Origin of the sequence: Thermomicrobium sp. 4228-Ro, from assembly GCF_026241205.1 — a bacterium.
Taxonomy (GTDB): Bacteria; Chloroflexota; Chloroflexia; order Thermomicrobiales; family Thermomicrobiaceae; genus Thermomicrobium.
Genome location: NZ_JAPFQM010000006.1, coordinates 456,903 through 472,574 on the forward strand (window position 1 = coordinate 456,903; position 15,672 = coordinate 472,574).

Below are 15,672 nucleotides of genomic sequence, written 5' to 3' on the forward strand. Positions count from 1 at the left end.
ATCTGTTCAAAATTCATCGATGTGGAGAATGACTCAGCTCACTGCATGTATCCGCTCATCGGAAGAGGGTGGTCCGTGCGGAGTTCCGACTGGCCGGTGGGCGGCGCACCGGGAGAGCCCGAGAGAGGGCTCTCCCGGTGTCTCGCTGCGCCGTCGGTCAGCAACGCCGCTGCAGAGGTGGACGTCGCCGACTGCGGGCGTGGAGCGCGAAGACGAGACCACTGAGGGTGGGCAGGAGCGCCAGGAGCAGGGCGACCCACCAGGGTGCGTGGAGCCGGCCGTACCCCGTCTTGGGCAGGAGCTGGACCGTCCCCTGGGCCGACTGGGCCTGCGATGTGTTCCGGTCGCTCGCTGACTGGAGGCTGGCGCTGTCCAGGTCCTGTGCCGGCGGCCGGTTGGTCACGGTCTCCAGGTACGGATTCTCGGGACCGGCAGGCTGGCCAGCGGGTGCTGGCGGCGAACCGGCGGGCGGGTTCGCCGGTGCCGGTGGATTCCCACCGGTCGGTGGCGGGCTCCCACCCGACCGCGGGTTGCCACCGGTCGGGGGGCTACCTCCGGTGGGTGGTGGGCTGCCGCCGGACGGTGGGTTGCCGCCGGTGGGTGGCGGGTTCCCGCCGCCCGGTGGGGGCGGTGGGACCGGTACGGACTGGTTGGCGAGCGTGACGACGCAGCGCACTTCGCCGGTCTCCTTGTCGAAGGAGCACGCCTTCGGCATGTCGCACTTGTCCGGATCGCCGTCCGGGCAACCGAGGAGTTCGAGGAAGCCGGGGAAGTCGTAGGAGCCGAAGCCCTGCGTCGGTATCCAGCCCGGCGGACCGCTGAGCTCGGTGATCGTCAGGACGAAGTCCCGCCAGTCGGAGGAAACCTTCGGCAAGGGAAGGAAGACGCGTGGCGTGCAGGTCGCTGGGGAGGCCGTGCCCGGGCACGTGAGGGTGACCACCTGGTGGTCGGGGTACCACTCGGGCCAGAGCGTCACCTGCACGGTCGCGTCCTGACCGGGCGGCTGGGAACCGGCCCAGAGCTTGGTGAACTCGAGCCAGATGCCGTCACGCGGCTCGCCAGTGGGAGAACAGGTCTTGTCGTCTGGGGAGCACCGGCCCGCCCGGTTGCTGACGGAGATCATGAGGTTGTTGCCGACCAGAATCCACCCGGGACCGACCGAGTACGGTTGCACGGGACCGCCGCCACCCATCGGCGTCGCAGTCCACCCGTCCCAGGTGCCGAAACCTTGCCAGGGGGACCAGCCGGACGGCATGGTCTCCTCGCGGACCGTGATGGGGCCGCGGTTGTGGGCCCAGTCCGGCACGGTGACTGGACCCGGCGTGCACGAGTCAGGGTTCGCTGTGCCCGGGCAGGTGAGCGTGACCGGGCCTCCTGGTGTGTCGAGCGTCAGCGTCGCCGGGCTGCCAGGTGGGCTGGGCGCATTCCAGAGTTTCCAGACCGTGATGACGAGGTCCCGGAGCTGGTTGCGGACGGTGACCGTACACCCCGAAGCGGGGCAGTCCGCGTTGCTCCAGTCGCCGGTCCCACCGATGACGGTCCAGCCGTCCGGCGGATTCGGCTCTTCCACGATCAGCTGGGACGGGCGGGAGGGGAAGGTGAGGGTCGCGCAGGTGACCGGCGAGAAACCGGCTGGGCACGGGACCAGGACCTGCTGGCCATCGACCGTCACCAGGAGCGTGGTCGGCGGGCCGACGAAGTCATTGCCGAGGGCATCGAGCCAGCGCTTGCGGAGCGTCAGCTGCCACGGTGGGCGATACTGATTGACGATCCGGAGCGTACAGGCGAAGTCGTTGCTCCCCACGCTCCGGCAGGAGAAGTTGGGATCCGAGGACGTCGTGCTCACGAGATGCGGGCCGAGATGCGAGACGGGCTGCCACTGGGCGGGAGGCGTTTCGCCGGCGGTCAACAGGTCATTGGCCTTGAGGTCGCCGCGGGCGAGCCCGCAGGTGACGACCTGGCCGAGCGGGGCCGGTGGGCAGGTGAAGGTGAAGACCGCACCGGTGCGGCTGTTCGTGACCTGGACGGTGGCCGGCCCACCCGGTGTCGCCCCGCTCCCGCTCGGATCGGTCCAGACCTTCTCGACGGTCAGGGAGGAGAGGTAGGGGGTATTTAGGAATCCAACGTGACAGCCAACGCGCTCACCGACGACGACCCAACCACAGTACGCGAGTGGGAAGGACGGTCGATTCGCATATGGGTGGGTGAGGCCGAGTTGCCAGTCGGGAAGCGGCGGGTTCTCCACGTAGGACAGCACGGTATGGTCAGGCGGGGAGTAGCCGGTGAAGGTTACCATGCCACAGCTGATCTGGGCGTTCAGCGGCCGTGCGGGGTCGTTGGGGTCGGCCTTCGGGCAGGTGACCGTCTGCGTCTGACCGGCGAGCGTCAGCTCGATGGTCGCATCGCTCGCGGGCCAGTAGTCGAAGCTGCGCCACGTCTTCATGACATGAACGTCGAGAGTATAGGTGCGTGGGCGCTCGCGACGGTTCAGGAACCGAACATCGCATTCGATGCGACCGAGGTTGTCGCGGCAGGCCAGGAACTGGCCGCTAGCGGGTAAGGGGTTCCAGCTCCAGGTGAAGGTGAAGGTCCCGCCAGCCGGCTGGACCGGCTGCCAGCTCGGGGTACCGGGCGGCAGGGTCTCGGTGAGGGTGATCTGGTCGCCATCGCTGAGACCCGCGAGGACGAGGACGCCGCAGCTGACGTTGGTCGGCTCGAATGGTCCTGACCACCCGCCCATCGGGCAGTTGACGGTTGCCTGTTGCGTACCGCCCGTGTTGTCGATGACGCCCGACCCGCTGAGCTGGACGTCGACGGTCGCGCCGGGGTCCCGCGGGTCGAGTCCGTACGGGTCGTCCCAGGTCTTCCAGACCTGAAGCATGACGATGCGGCGGTAATTCTCGACAGCGTACCACACGCAGCCGTTACCGAGGCAGCCATCATAGGACACCCAGTAGAACCAGCGCCACGGTCGACGCCCTACGGTGTGGGGACGCGTGAACCAGGCGGGTGGCATGGAGACCTCGCGGACCTCGACGGCTGCGGTGTCGTCGGGAAGGTCGAGGTCGGGGGCACACGCGACAGTGCCGCCGACGACGCCGGGTACGCCACAGGTGACCGTGTAGGTCCCGAGCACAGTATTGTTGGCGTCATAGGCGGTCACCTCCAGGGTCGCTGGCCCCGGCGGACGGGTGACCGGGTCGTCCCAAAGCTTGAGTATCTGCAGCCGCTTGGTACGGTGCTCGTTGAGGAGCTTGAGCCCGCAGTAGACCTCCGGGTTGAGGCAGTCCCAGACCGTCGTCCCACTATATCCTGGGTAGGAGGGAGGGAGGACCGGGTTGGGGTCGATCGGAGTGGAAGTCTGGAACCCCTGGAAGGTATAGGTCCCAGGGCCAGCCACGGCGACCCAGTCCGGGTCGTTGACCGTCTCGCTCACCTGGATCGTGTCGCCCGCTGCCAGCTCGACCGTGACGGTGCCGCAGATGTGGGGGTCGTTCGGTCCCCCACAGGTCAGCGTGGCCACCTGCTCGTCGGGCGATCCCGGGTTGACGGTGATGGTGACGGTCGCGCCGCTCGCGGGAGCGGGGCGGAGCCGGTCCGGCCACGCCTTCCAGACAGTGATGGTGACGGTTCGCGCACCGTCGCGGGCCGTCAGGCTGGGGTCGATGGGTCCGCTCGATGGCTTGGGGTTCGTCGCCGGTGTCGGGGTCGCGCAGGGGACCTTGCTGTCCGGGCCACACGCGTCCGGGGCAGCCGGATCCGAGCCGACAGGCTGGGCGGGATCGGCGGGCAACGCCTCGCGTGTCGCCTGCACGTCGGGAGTGGACTTCCCGAGCGGCTGCTCCTGGGCCGGTTCGTCGGATGGCGTACCCGGCTGGTCGGCCAGCACGGGGACCATGGAGAAGGTGCTCGTCGCGACCGTCGTCAAGAGGACGAGAAACACGAGCAACCGGTGACCACGTTGCCTGCGCGATGCCGTGTGTCTACCCCGCTTCCGATGCCCGAACACTCAGTCGATATCCTACCGCCGAATCGTCAGTCGCCGGAAGGGATGGGGCTGCAGGACGTGATAGAGAATTCTTCCTAGGGCTGAGCGGTACGTTCGGTTGGGGTGAGCCCTGCGCGCGGGGTACCGACGGGTGTCGACCGGACGAGGGGGCGAGGCGGCCCATACTGCCGGTGGAGGTGGTGGCCGCTCACCCGCCGGTTCACAGTCGCAGTGCTGGCAAGGGCTCGTCCCGGTTACCGGTCGTGCCGCGCGAGGCGCTCGCACGATCGGAGGGCGAGGAACGGGACACGCCTGCGCCCGGCGCGACCAGTCGCCGGCCTCGGAGGTGCTCGACCACCGCGCGAGTTTCCCCGTCGGGGCCGGCGGGCCGGCGAGCACCTGGCGGGTGAGGCTGGTGTCGATGCGGCGACTGTGCTGATCGCGGCGGTCCGCGAGAGGCAGGACGGAGCCCAGCCAGGCGTGCCGGGTCGCTCGCGAAGGCCCGTCCCGCAGCGGCTCTTCGATCTCCGTGCGGCGTACGCCGTAGAGCTGGAGCAGCCGCCGGTCGGTGCATCGGTCGACGGATGGAATGTCGCGGACCGGTGCGTGCCTCCGGTCACAGGCCAGAGAATCGGAGAGCGCTCTGGCGGCGCTGTGGTGGAGCCGCTGCCAGCGAGTGGTCAGCTCGCTGGACAGCTTTCCGGGAGCGAGCCGAGCGATGGGCCGCTTGCCTTTTCCGCGCCGTTGGAACAACGCACCTCGTCGCTGGTCGGCGCTGTGACGACCGACCGCTCCGTCCGCCGGATCACGAACCGCTCAGTCATCGCGCCGATCGCGTTCCCCTGCGCGGCACGGCAGACGACCGGATGCAGCTCGTCGCCCACACCTTTTCTCCGGTATCGTCCACGGCGTTGCCCTCGCTCGGCGCGTCGCTCGCCGGTCATGCGCTCGGTCATCCCGTGCTGGCGGCGGGAACGATCGCGGTGGCCGGGTGGACCCTCGACGATGCGTCCGTTTTCAGGCGCAACAGGAGAGATGGCTGACGTCCTGCGTCACGGCGAGCGCGGCGAGGCGCAGCCCCTCGGCGCTGGTGAGATAGGGGGCGAGATGCTCGCGGAGATCGCTCAGCGTCAGCCGGCTGGCGACCGCGAGCGTCGCAGCATCGATCAGTTCACCAGCTGCGCTGGCGACAGCCTGGACGCCCAGGAGCCGGTCCGTCGCGGCATCGGCGACGACCAGCACGCCGCCAGCGTCCTGCAGGTTCACGCGCTCGCGAGCGATCGCAGCAGCCGGTGCGAAGCCGGTGACGACCGAGAACCCCTCGGCCTCCGCCTCGGCGACCGAGAGCCCGACTGTCGCGACTTGCGGGTCGGTGAAGACGACAGCCGGGACAGCACGCAGGTCCAATGGGCGGTCCTCGCCGAGAAGGGCGTTCCGGGCGGCGAGGCGACCGGCTGCTGCCGCGACGGAGACGAACTGCGGGAGAAGCGTCACGTCACCTGCCGCGTAGACGCGCGGGTTGGTCGTGCGCAGGGTGGGATCGACGAGGGGCGCGCTGCGCTCGTCGGTCGCGATGCCGGCAGCCGCTAGGTCGAGCGACTCGGTGTTCGGCGTGCGACCAGTGGCGACCAGGAGCGCTTCCGCTTCGACGACCTCCTCGTGGCCGGCCCGGAGGGCGACGACCCGCACGCCACCCGCTACGCGCTCGACGCGCTGGACGGTCATGCCGAGTGCAAGACGCATTCCCTCGGCGGCGAGCCGTTCCTGGAGGCTGGTCGCGAGCCGCTCGTCGAGGTCGGGCAGGAGACGTGGACGTCGCTGGAGCAACGTCACGGCGGTGCCGAGTCGCAGGAAGGCCTGGCCGAGTTCGAGCGCGACGTACCCAGCGCCCAGGACGATGAGCGAGTCAGGGAGATGCTCGAGTTCGAGTGCGGTGGTGCTGGTGAGGTAGGGAACATCGGTCAGACCGGGAATCGCTGGAACGGCGGGACGGGCGCCGGTCGCGAGCAGGACGGCGCGGGGGCGAATGCGCCGCTCTCCGACCGCAACCGTCTCGGGATCGAGGAACCGAGCGGTGCCACGCAGGAGTTCCCAGCCGTAAAAGTCGACGAGTTCCTCGTACTTCTCGCGGCGGAGCGTGGCGATGAGCGACCGTTGCTGCTCGCGGAGCGCCGGGAGGTCGATTCCCTCGAGACGCGTCCGGATCCCCTGGTACGGGGCAGTGGCCGCGAGGTGGGCGACCTCGGCAGCGCGCAGGAAGAACTTGCTAGGGACACAGCCGATATTCACGCAGGTGCCGCCGAGGGTACCCTGTTCGACCATGACGACGCGGGCACCGAGCTGGCGCGCCTCGATGGCGGCAGCGAAGCCAGCGCTCCCACCGCCGATGATCAGGAGGTCGGTGTCGAAGCGGTCGGATGAACCTGCTGCCTCGCGGGGCAGGGAACCTGGCGAGACCGTGAAATCACCGGGGACGTACCGGTGGCTGGGCGAGCCAGCGGCGCGGACTGCTGCGCGGAACCGCTCGAGGTCGGCTCCTGGCTCGATGAAGAAGGTGACGAGCCCGCGCTGCCAGTCGGCTTGCGGATCGCGTGCTCCCGCCTGGGCGAGTGCCTGCTCGACCCGCTGCTCGCAGTCCCGGCACGTCATTCCCGCGACCGTCAGCGTGACGCGTAGGCGGTTCGATTCCGTCATGGGGTATTTCCCTTCCGGCGACACACTGCCGCCAGTATATACGCACTATCGCATGCTTTTTCGGCTTCATGATCGTCTATCTGTTCGCTTTAAACGCACCAACGCTCGCCGATGCTCACTGTAACACATACGGAAATTCGGAAGCAAGGTGTCGTCCCGCTTCGCCGACGAACGGGGTGCTCGGTCAGGAATGGAGGTGTCGCTAGGTGTGGTCTCGGTTATCCTTCCGGCAGCGTTGTCGAGTCGGCACGGCGGGAGGCGTGCGATGAGACGGGGACAGCGAGCGCGGTGGATCGGCTGGTTGGCCTGGGCGAACGCCGTAGCGATGGGACTGGTGCTCTTGCTCGGCACGACCGTCACGGCGACCGGCTCGGGCTTCGGGTGTGGCGAGTCGTGGCCGCTCTGCCACGGGCGGTTGCTCCCGCCGCTGACCTTGGAAGGGGTCATCGAGTACAGTCACCGGCTCGCGACGCTGGTGAGTGGCCTGGTGCTCGTGGCGCTCCTGCTCCTGGTTGCGTTGGAACGCCGGCAGGTCTTCGCGCGCTGGGAGACCCGCATCGTCGCCGGTCTTCTCGTCGGGACGCTCCTGATCCAGTCGGCACTCGGCGCCTTGGCGGTGCTGGCACCGCGCTACCCGCCGGTGATGGCTGTCCACTTCGGGGTCTCGCTGACGGTGTTCGCGAGCGCGCTCCTCTTGGCGCTCATCCTGACGCGCGGTGAGTCGCTGCGGGAACGGCGGCGCGTGGCGCCCCCCGGGTCGGTCAGCTGGGCGAGCTGGGGGCTCTTGGTCGGTACCTACGCAGTGGTCTATCTCGGTGCGTACGTCCGGCACGCCAACGCCAGCCTGGCCTGTCTCGACTGGCCGCTCTGCCAGGGGAAGCTGGTGCCGGACCTCGCTGGCCCAACGGGAATCGTCTTCCTGCACCGGTCGAGCGCGCTGCTCCTGACGCTGGCGCTGACGGGTCTCGTCGTGCGTCTCTGGCGAGACGGTGCACTCCGCCGCGCGCGGCCCGATATCGTGCGGAGCGGTACGCTCGCGCTCCTGCTCCTGCTCGCCCAGTCGGCGACCGGTGCCTGGGTCGTGTTCAGTCGGCTGAGTCTCGACAGCATCCTGGCGCACGCGGCGGTGGTGACGCTGCTGTTCGGGGCGCTTGCGGTCCTCGCGTATCAGGCGTTGCCGGTACGGGTGGGTACGGTGCGCCGCTCGGCAGCGGTCGCGGAGCCAGTGCAGGTGTCGCGCTGAGCGAACGGGTATGCCTCGCGGGAGGGGATGGTGACGGAGGAAGCGGACCACACGAGCGCAGCATGGTCAGACAATATCGTGATTCGCGTGCGTGGGCCGTTCTACGACGTCCTGACGCCGCAGGGCGTGATCCGCTGTGTCGTGCGTGGAGCCTTGAAGAAGGAGCGGCGACGCGAGGACCTCGTTGTCGTCGGCGATCGCGTCGAGGTCCGGGTCGTCGCGCCTGGTGAGGGCGTGATCGAGGCAGTCGCACCGCGTCGGCGGGCGCTGGTCCGGCGTGCCCGTGACCGCGAGGCTGCGCAGGTGATCGTCGCCAATCCGGACCAGCTGGTGGTCGTCATGGCGGCGTCGCAGCCGGAGCTGAGCCTCGGCATGCTCGATCGCTTCCTGGTCGTTGCCGAGTCGCAGGATCTGCCGACGGTGATCTGCTTGAACAAGGTCGACCTGGATCCGGAAGGCTGCGCTCGGGCTGCGCTGGAGCCGTACCGGGCGATCGGGTATCAGGTGGTGGAAACGAGCGTCGTGACGGGCGAGGGGCTCAGCGCACTGTGGCAGATACTGGAAGGGAAGCTTTCGGCACTCGCCGGGCCGTCCGGTGTCGGGAAGACGAGTCTGGTCAAAGCGTTCCGGCCGGAACTCGATCTCCGAATCGGGGCGGTGAGCGAGGCGACCGGTCGGGGGCGTCACACGACGACGGCGAGCGAGCTGATCCAGCTGGACGAGCGAACCTTTCTGGTCGATACGCCGGGTATCGGTGTGCTGCACCTGTGGGCGATCCTTCCGGAGGAACTGGGGCGCTGTTTCCGGGAATTTCGCCGGTATCTCGGTGCCTGTGCGTACCGCGATTGCCGGCATCTGGACGAACCCGACTGCGCAGTCCGGGCTGCTGTCGAGGCGGGCGAGATCGACGCGGGGCGCTACGAGCGCTACCGGGCGATCTACCGCGAGCTCGAGGAGGAAGCGGAGCGATACGGGCGCTGGGAGATCGAGCGGCTACGGCGTGGAAGGGGGGCACGGTGAGCGCGGACTTCCTCACAGCGGTGCGGGCAGCGGTCGAGTCGACGCTGCGCGAGCAGCATGACGTCTTGCGCGATCTCGTGCGTGGCCTCGCGCCAGCTGTCCTGAACTGGTCGCCGGGACCGGAGATGAACTCGATCGCGGTTCTCGTCGGGCATCTGCTGGATTCCGAGCGCTATCTCGTGGCGGCGTCGCTCGGCGAGACGGTCGAGCGGGATCGCGAGCGCTGGTTTCGTTACGAGGCACCGAGCGATACAGCGCTCCTCGACCTGATCGATCAGGTGGAGAGGGAGACGCTCGAGCGCCTCGAGCGTCTGACGGACGAGACGCTCGTCCAGGAGTTCTCACCACCGAACGATCGCCTGGGGCGCCGCTTTACTGGTATCCGCTGGCTACTGCATGCGATCCAGCACAACCGCGAACATATCGGGCAGGCGCTGCTGACGCGCCAGCTGGCTGAGCTGCGTGGGATCGGCTGAGGCGGAGGGCGCGATGTCGCCCTGGCTGTTGCGGCTCCTCGGTGTCGTACTCGCTCTCGCCATCGTCGCCGGGCTCTTCGCGCTGGCTTTCCTCAAAGCGGGCATGCGCTGAGGACACGCGGGGCTGGACTGCCGGTTGCCTATCCTGGTGTTGGCGCGCAAGAGAGCCGGGGCAGGCGGGTGAGCCTGCCCCGGTTGCCTGTGTGGGGATAGCTGATCACCTAGCCGACTGGTGGCCGTTGCTCCCCACGGTGACGGCCTGGTGGCTCGGTAGCTCGAGGTCGGCGCGAATGTTGTCCTCGAAGTGCTCGATATGGCGGCGCATCGCTTCGCGGGCGGCGACCGGGTCGCCTGCCGCGATCGCTGCGTAGATCTCCTCGTGGCCCTCGTGCGTGCGCGCCAGTCGCTCCGCGGAGCGCGTCGTCATGAGCCAGCTGCTGAAGAGCACCTCGCTGAGCGGCCGCCGAGCTTCGCGGAGCAGGCGGTTACCGGCTGCGTCCATGATCGCCTCGTGGAAGGCGATGTCCAGATTGACGTAGTTGGAGGGATCGGAAAGGGCCGCGCGCATCCGTTCCAGGATCTCGCTGAGCTGCGCCAGCTGCTCCGGCGTGCGGCGTTGCGCTGCCAGCTCCGCTGCTGCCAGTTCCAGGATCTTGCGCAGCTCCAGGATCTCCTCGAGCCAGCTCGGATCGCGGTTGGAGCGCAGCCGTTCGAAGAGGATCTGCGGGTCGAGATGATCCCACTGCTCCGGTGGTTGGATCCACATCCCGCTCCCGTGGCGGACCGCGACCAGCCCTTTCTCAGCGAGGATGCGGATCGCCTCGCGGATGACGATGCGGCTCACCCCGAACTGCCGGGCCAGCTCCGGCTCCGAGGGCAGCGCCGTGCCCGGCGGAAGCGCCCCGCTGACGATCTGCTTGAGCAGCTCTTCCACCACCCGCTGGTGCAGTCGCGCCTGGGTGATCGGCTTTGCAGTGACCGGTGTTGCTCTCATCATCGCACACTCCTCAATCCTGCTCATCACAGGTCTTTCGTTTCGCTCCTAAAGTGTATCGCGTTCCGCGTGGCGAACGTGAACGCATCGTTTCGCCACCCCGAAGAGTTTGCCAATGTTCTGCCGTGCAGTGTGCCAGGGATATCCTGACCTCTTCGGTGCAGCTGGGACAAAGGCTAAAGCGCGTTTACCGGGGACGAACGACGGGCAGCGGCTTTCCCGGCCGGTGCGGAGTCCGCGCTAGCGCCAGGGGCGGCCACCGACGACAGAGACGAGCGCGATGGCGAGCGCGAGCCAGCTCACGACCAGTGCGGCGTCGGGAATCACGGCAGGGAGGATATAGGCGACGAGGAGCAGAGCTGTGGCGATCGCCGCCCAGCGCCACTGCCGGCCGAGCAGACGGCCGATGGCCAGCGCGGCTGCAACGAGGATGCTCGCGGTGACGACCGGTTCGCTCGTCGCGGGGATAGCTGGCTCGAGCGCGAGGCCGAGGCGCGCGGGCGAGAGCGGTCCGGTCAAGGCGCGCGCGAGCGCGAGCAGTCCGGCAACGGCTGCCGGTAGCCAGAACCAGGGCTGGCCGGCTGTTCCGGCCCGTGTGCTGCGGAGGCGGGCCAGGCCCAATGCGCCCAGCGCGAGGAGGCTCACCGCTGCGATCTCGCTGTTACCGCTCAGACGCTCGACGAGGATCGCGCTGAGCGCGATCGTGCCGGTGCTCAACCACGCGAGCGGGTACCACCATGGTCGGTGAACGAGCAGGAAGCCGCCCGCGGTCGAGGCGGTGAGCGCTGCCAGAAGGATTCCGAAACGGACCGGTGTCGTGGGCTGGTGGAGGGTTACCGCCGCGGCGATACTCGCAGCGACGAGGAGTCCCACCGCGGTCCAGCGCCAGATGCTCCGGGAGTCGATCGCCAGGAGCGCGACAGCCAGCGCTGACCAAGCGAGCGGCGCCAGAGTCGACTCCGGATGCCGGCCGACGGCCAGTGCGAAGGCTGCCACTGCGAACCCGCCAACGATCGTGGCCGGCTGGAGACTCGTGCCCCTGTTCTGCGCAGCACACCGAAGCAGCAGCGCGAGGACAGCGCTCCCCAGAGCGAAGGCAGTCAGGCCGATCGCTTGGGTCGTCGCCGAGGCCGACCGGAGTGACCAGCTGGTCGCACCGAAGACGAGTCCTGCGGTGAGCGCGACGAGAGTGGGCAGTCCCCGGCGTCCTTCCCACTGTGCCCGAACGAGAAGCGGTGCGTACGCCAACCACGGCAGTATGGTGCGTGGAAGCACCGCCGGACTGCTTGCCAGCGCGAGTAGCGTGGGTACCAGCGGGGCGAGCGGCAGCCATTCCCACGCGACCGAGTGGTCGGAGCGCTGCAGGCCGGACCAGGCGAGTCCAGCCGCGAGCAGGACGATACCGGTGCCCCACACCGCCAGAAGCAGAACCGGGAAGAACGACCAAACTAAAGGCGTGATTCCGAGGACAGCGAGAGCAAAGCCGGTGGCGAGTACATCGGCACGTCGCCAGGCGAGCGTTGCCGCTGCGAGTGCGACGAGGCTGGCGCTGACCAAGGCGTTGAGCTGGAGCGGGATCGGCGCATGCAGGGCAGCGAGTCTGCTCCAGGCGGTAGCCGCGCTCACCGCGATCGCGAGCAGGAGCTGAGCCTCTTGGCGGAGGTGCGGTGTTGCCGCGACGAGCCCGACGAGTGCGAGGCTCGCGAGGTTCCCGGCGAACAGCGTGACCCATCGATCTCCGCCGGGCAAGGGTACGAAGCCCAGAACGCTTGCTAGGGCGAGAGCCTCCCCGGTCACGAGCAACCCTATCAGTGCCCATATCCCGACATGTCTCGTATCGAGAGTAGCGAGCGCTCGCGTTGGGAGCGGGGAGCGCCGTCCTCGCTTCGACGCCAGAGCGATCGGGTGGTCCGCCTGCTTCACGACCGTCGAGGGAGGCTCTGGACGGCGCAGGTCGTGCCGTGGGGTGGCGTGATGCCGAGCGGCCTCGTCGGGCGTCGCGTGTTCGGAACGGGACTGCGCCGCTTGGCTCGCTTGGCTACTGGTTCGCCCTGCCTGGACGTCGCTCGCCTCTCCTGGATCGGTAAGTCGGTCCGGTCCGCTCTGGACGGGCCCTCGTTCGAGCTGATTCGACCGTCCTTCCTGTGTTCCGACGTCGCGATCCAGCCTCGCCTGTGCCAGAGGACGCAACAGGACAGTCACGGTTTTTGCGTTGTTCGCTGCAACACGTATCGCCTGCAAGAGCTCCTCGGCGCGGCTGTTCTTGCTCACATAGGTACACGCTCCTGCTGCCCGAGCGGCCTCACCGTGTGTCGTCGCGTCGTACATGGTGAGCATGACGATCCGGATGTTGGGGAACCGCTCGTGGAGCGCAGCTGTTGCAGCGATCCCGTCGAGGTCGGGCATCGCGATGTCCATCAGGACGACATCGGGAGCGAGGGTTCGAGCGAGTTCGAGTGCCTCGTTGCCGGATGCCGCTTCGCCGACAACGACCAGATCCTCAGTCGTTGCCAGGAGTTGACGCAGCCCTTGCCGGAAGAGCGCGTGATCATCGACGAGCAGAATGCGGATCGGTCGCTCGGCCATGCCTGCCGTCCCTGCGGCTGCCGGCAGGTCGCCGTGACTGCGGCAGCGTTCTCTCGGGACAATCTTCCCATGTCCGGGCAGTCCGCTGCTACTCGGTAACGGCGACGTCGCGCTCGAGCAGACCGAAGGAGTCCGCGAGGGCGACCGGCTCGCCACCGCGGACGTAGACGCGGGGAATGCGTGCCGCCAGACTGGTGAGGATCTCGTACGCGATCGTCCCGCTGAGTTCAGCTGCCTCCCAGGCGGTCATCGCGCCGCTCGCTGGGTCGCCGAGCACGATGACCGGGTCACCGAGCTGGGCCTGGGGCACATCCTCGAGGGAGATGATCGTCTGGTCCATGCAGACCCGGCCGCGGATGGGACAGCGGATCCCGTGGACGAGGAACCACCCTCGGTTGGAGAGTGCACGGGGGAGACCGTCGGCGTAGCCGACTGGGACGAGCCCACAACGGGTGGGGCGGTCGGTAACGTAGGTATGGCCGTAGGAGATCCCTTCGCCGGCATCGACGGTGAAGCAGCGCGTGAGCCGCGCACGGAGCTGCAGAGCTGGCCGGACGCCTGCCGGGAGCGACATGGCCGGGTCGGGCGTCAGTCCGTAGAAGGCGATTCCGGCCCGGACGACCCGACGACCGGGTAGATCCGGGTCGCCGATCGCGCCGCGGAGCGTCGCCGCGCTGTTGGCCTGGTGGACGACCGGTGGGTGCAATCCCTCGGCGACCAGCCGTTCGCGGACGGCGCGAAAGCGCGCGAGCTGGAGGCGGAGCGTGCGGCAATCGGGCGCATCAGCCGTAGCGAAATGGGTGTAGATCCCCTCGAACTCCAGTGCGGGATCGCTGCGGAGAGCCCGGGCCAGCGCGATCGCTTCCGCTGGGTCGGCGCCGAAGCGGTGCATACCGGTATCGACCTCGAGGTGGACGCGGGCGCGACGGCCGAGCGCGCTGGCGGCACGACGCACGGCGAGGAGGTCAGCCAGCGAACCGACTGCCAGCGTGATATCGGCGGCGATCGCCTCGCGGAGCCGACCGGCGTTGGGTGGGCCGAGCACGACGACGGGCGCGGTGATCCCGGCCTGGCGGAGTACCAGCCCCTCCTCGATCCGGGCGACGCCGAGCCAGCGGGCACCACCGGCGAGGGCAGCGCGTGCTGTCGGTACCAGCCCGTGACCGTACGCGTTCGCCTTGAGGACAGCCAGGAGTTCGACGTCCGGTGGGAGCGTCCGGAGCAGTGCACGGGCATTCGCCGCGAGCTGGTCGAGGTCGACTGCGGCGTGCAGTGCCGAGTAGGCGGCGCGGAGACGGTCGCACCAACCGCTCGAGCACGCCGGTGACCTGTCGGGAGCGGTCCGGTCCGCGATCCCCATCCCTTCCCCCGGAGTGTCCCGGGACGAGTATGCCCCAGCGGCACCGCTGCCGTGCAGGGGGTGAACGGACAGGGACCGTGCTTCCGGTCTGCGTCCCTGGCGAACCGGAAGCGAGCTGGCCATCCCCCAGGACTCCCACGCAGCCAGCTCGTCCCGGTGGCGCTCAGAGCGTGAAGCCGGCCGGGAACGGGTCGTCGTCGCGTAGGACCAGCGTGGCGATGCCCATGCAGTAGGACATCGTACTGATCTCGCTGTGGACCGCCTCGCCATCGCGGCGCAGCGGTCGAGCGGTGAAGCGGAGGCCGACTGGACTTTCGTGGAAGTACGGTGCACCGAGGGGCAACCGTCCGGCTGCGACCAGCGCAGCCACGCGCGCCGCGGTGCCGGTACCCGACGGCGTTCGACCCATGGTGCGCGGTGCGTAGAAGTTCGCGACGCGGGCGCCGGCTGGCTGGGTGGTGGAGCCGGGTGGGAGCGGTGTCCCGTCCGCATCGAGTTCCTGGAGGAGCGTGACCAGATCGACCGGACGCGCGGTCGCGATGCCTGGCACGTCGGCCCGCAGCTGGTTCCGGGCCGCCTGCCAGAGGATCGTTCCGACCTCCAGCACGCGCTCGCGGGCAGCTGCTGACAGGTGCGCACCGAGCTCGAGATCGAGGGCCGTGGCATCGGCGAAGGCGTAGAGCAGTCCGCCCCAGGCGAGCGTCACGGGGACTGTGCCGAGTGCGGTCTCCAGCTGGGCGTCGCCGAGCGCGTAGGTGGGGCCGCTCGCCATGGTGACCGCGACGACGCGTCCGGCGCGGAGCGTGACGCGTACCGGGAGGGGACCGAGGACCGTATCGAGGACGAGTTCCTGCTCGCCGTCGTCGGTCGTTCGGGGGACGAGGCCGCTCTCGACGAGGGCGACGGCGACGCTGAAGGTCGAGTCGCCGCAGGCGTCGAAATAGCCATCGGGATGGACGAAGATGACACCAGCGTGGCTCGTGGGGCGTTCCGGCTCGGTGAGGAAGGCACCGAGCAGATTGCGGTGCCCACGCGGTTCGCGACAGATGAGCGCGCGGAGGTGGTCGAAGCGGCTGGCGAGGTCGTCCTGCTTTTCGCGGATCGTGCGACCGCGGAGCGGCGGACAACCGCTCACGACGATCCGGGTTGCTTGGCCGTGGTGATAGTCCCAGACCTGGAGGACATGTCGAGCATTGCCGAACATCGAGCGCACTCCTCGCTCGTTCCGTACGGTACCGTACGCTAGGAGCTCGGGTAGGGCCGAGCCTGCGTCATGATACGACGGCGGAGCGATGCAGCCACGCGTGAGCT

General features: G+C 68.7%; 10 protein-coding genes. 3 read left to right on the forward strand and 7 right to left on the reverse strand.

Annotated features, from left to right (window positions below):
* Positions 1-157 precede the first annotated feature (157 nt).
* From OO015_RS11670 to merA, 3 genes are all read right to left on the reverse strand, one after another.
* Positions 158-3,949 carry a hypothetical protein gene (locus OO015_RS11670; RefSeq protein ID WP_265941441.1) on the reverse strand — a complete coding sequence of 1,264 codons (3,792 nt, stop codon included), beginning with the start codon at positions 3,947-3,949 and terminating at the stop codon, positions 158-160.
* 719 nt (positions 3,950-4,668) lie between these two features.
* On the reverse strand, positions 4,669-4,872 hold the full coding sequence (locus tag OO015_RS11675) for a hypothetical protein (protein ID WP_265941442.1): 204 nt from the start codon (positions 4,870-4,872) through the stop codon (positions 4,669-4,671).
* Between the two features lie 133 nt (positions 4,873-5,005).
* Positions 5,006-6,682: a mercury(II) reductase gene (merA, locus tag OO015_RS11680; RefSeq protein WP_265941443.1), complete on the reverse strand. Its 1,677-nt coding sequence runs from the start codon at positions 6,680-6,682 to the stop codon at positions 5,006-5,008.
* A 265-nt stretch (positions 6,683-6,947) separates the two neighbouring features.
* On the opposite strand from merA, the gene OO015_RS11685 reads away from it, so the two are divergent.
* Genes OO015_RS11685 through OO015_RS11695 form a run of 3 tightly spaced genes read left to right on the forward strand, consistent with a single transcriptional unit; the run spans position 6,948 to position 9,421 of the window.
* On the forward strand, positions 6,948-7,925 hold the full coding sequence (locus OO015_RS11685; RefSeq protein WP_265941444.1) for a COX15/CtaA family protein: 978 nt from the start codon (positions 6,948-6,950) through the stop codon (positions 7,923-7,925).
* A gap of 27 nt (positions 7,926-7,952) precedes the next feature.
* Positions 7,953-8,945 (forward strand): ribosome small subunit-dependent GTPase A, encoded by a 993-nt coding sequence (rsgA, locus tag OO015_RS11690; protein WP_265941445.1) that lies wholly within the window; start codon positions 7,953-7,955, stop codon positions 8,943-8,945.
* Positions 8,942-9,421, forward strand: a complete 480-nt coding sequence (locus tag OO015_RS11695) for a DinB family protein (RefSeq protein WP_265941446.1) — start codon at positions 8,942-8,944, stop codon at positions 9,419-9,421. The genes rsgA and OO015_RS11695 overlap by 4 nt, the downstream gene beginning before the upstream one ends.
* A gap of 217 nt (positions 9,422-9,638) precedes the next feature.
* Here OO015_RS11695 and OO015_RS11700 read toward each other — a convergent pair whose 3' ends face one another.
* The 4 genes from OO015_RS11700 to OO015_RS11715 form a co-directional block, all read right to left on the reverse strand.
* Positions 9,639-10,418 carry a FadR/GntR family transcriptional regulator gene (locus OO015_RS11700; RefSeq protein WP_265941447.1) on the reverse strand — a complete coding sequence of 260 codons (780 nt, stop codon included), beginning with the start codon at positions 10,416-10,418 and terminating at the stop codon, positions 9,639-9,641.
* A 237-nt stretch (positions 10,419-10,655) separates the two neighbouring features.
* Positions 10,656-13,001 carry a response regulator gene (locus tag OO015_RS11705; RefSeq protein ID WP_265941448.1) on the reverse strand — a complete coding sequence of 782 codons (2,346 nt, stop codon included), beginning with the start codon at positions 12,999-13,001 and terminating at the stop codon, positions 10,656-10,658.
* An 88-nt stretch (positions 13,002-13,089) separates the two neighbouring features.
* The gene (gene alr / locus OO015_RS11710; protein ID WP_265941449.1) at positions 13,090-14,361 is read right to left on the reverse strand and encodes an alanine racemase; all 1,272 of its coding nucleotides are present in this window, start codon (positions 14,359-14,361) and stop codon (positions 13,090-13,092) included.
* 163 nt (positions 14,362-14,524) lie between these two features.
* Positions 14,525-15,565 (reverse strand): proline racemase family protein, encoded by a 1,041-nt coding sequence (locus tag OO015_RS11715; protein WP_265941450.1) that lies wholly within the window; start codon positions 15,563-15,565, stop codon positions 14,525-14,527.
* Positions 15,566-15,672: the final 107 nt, after the last annotated feature.

Coding starts and splice junctions, on each gene's coding strand:
- merA (WP_265941443.1), bottom strand. CDS start 6,682: ATGACGGAATCGAACCGCCTACGCGTCACGCTGACGGTCGCGGGAATG.
- OO015_RS11700 (WP_265941447.1), bottom strand. CDS start 10,418: ATGATGAGAGCAACACCGGTCACTGCAAAGCCGATCACCCAGGCGCGA.
- OO015_RS11705 (WP_265941448.1), bottom strand. CDS start 13,001: ATGGCCGAGCGACCGATCCGCATTCTGCTCGTCGATGATCACGCGCTC.
- OO015_RS11715 (WP_265941450.1), bottom strand. CDS start 15,565: ATGTTCGGCAATGCTCGACATGTCCTCCAGGTCTGGGACTATCACCAC.
- rsgA (WP_265941445.1), top strand. CDS start 7,953: ATGGTGACGGAGGAAGCGGACCACACGAGCGCAGCATGGTCAGACAAT.
- OO015_RS11685 (WP_265941444.1), top strand. CDS start 6,948: ATGAGACGGGGACAGCGAGCGCGGTGGATCGGCTGGTTGGCCTGGGCG.
- alr (WP_265941449.1), bottom strand. CDS start 14,361: ATGGGGATCGCGGACCGGACCGCTCCCGACAGGTCACCGGCGTGCTCG.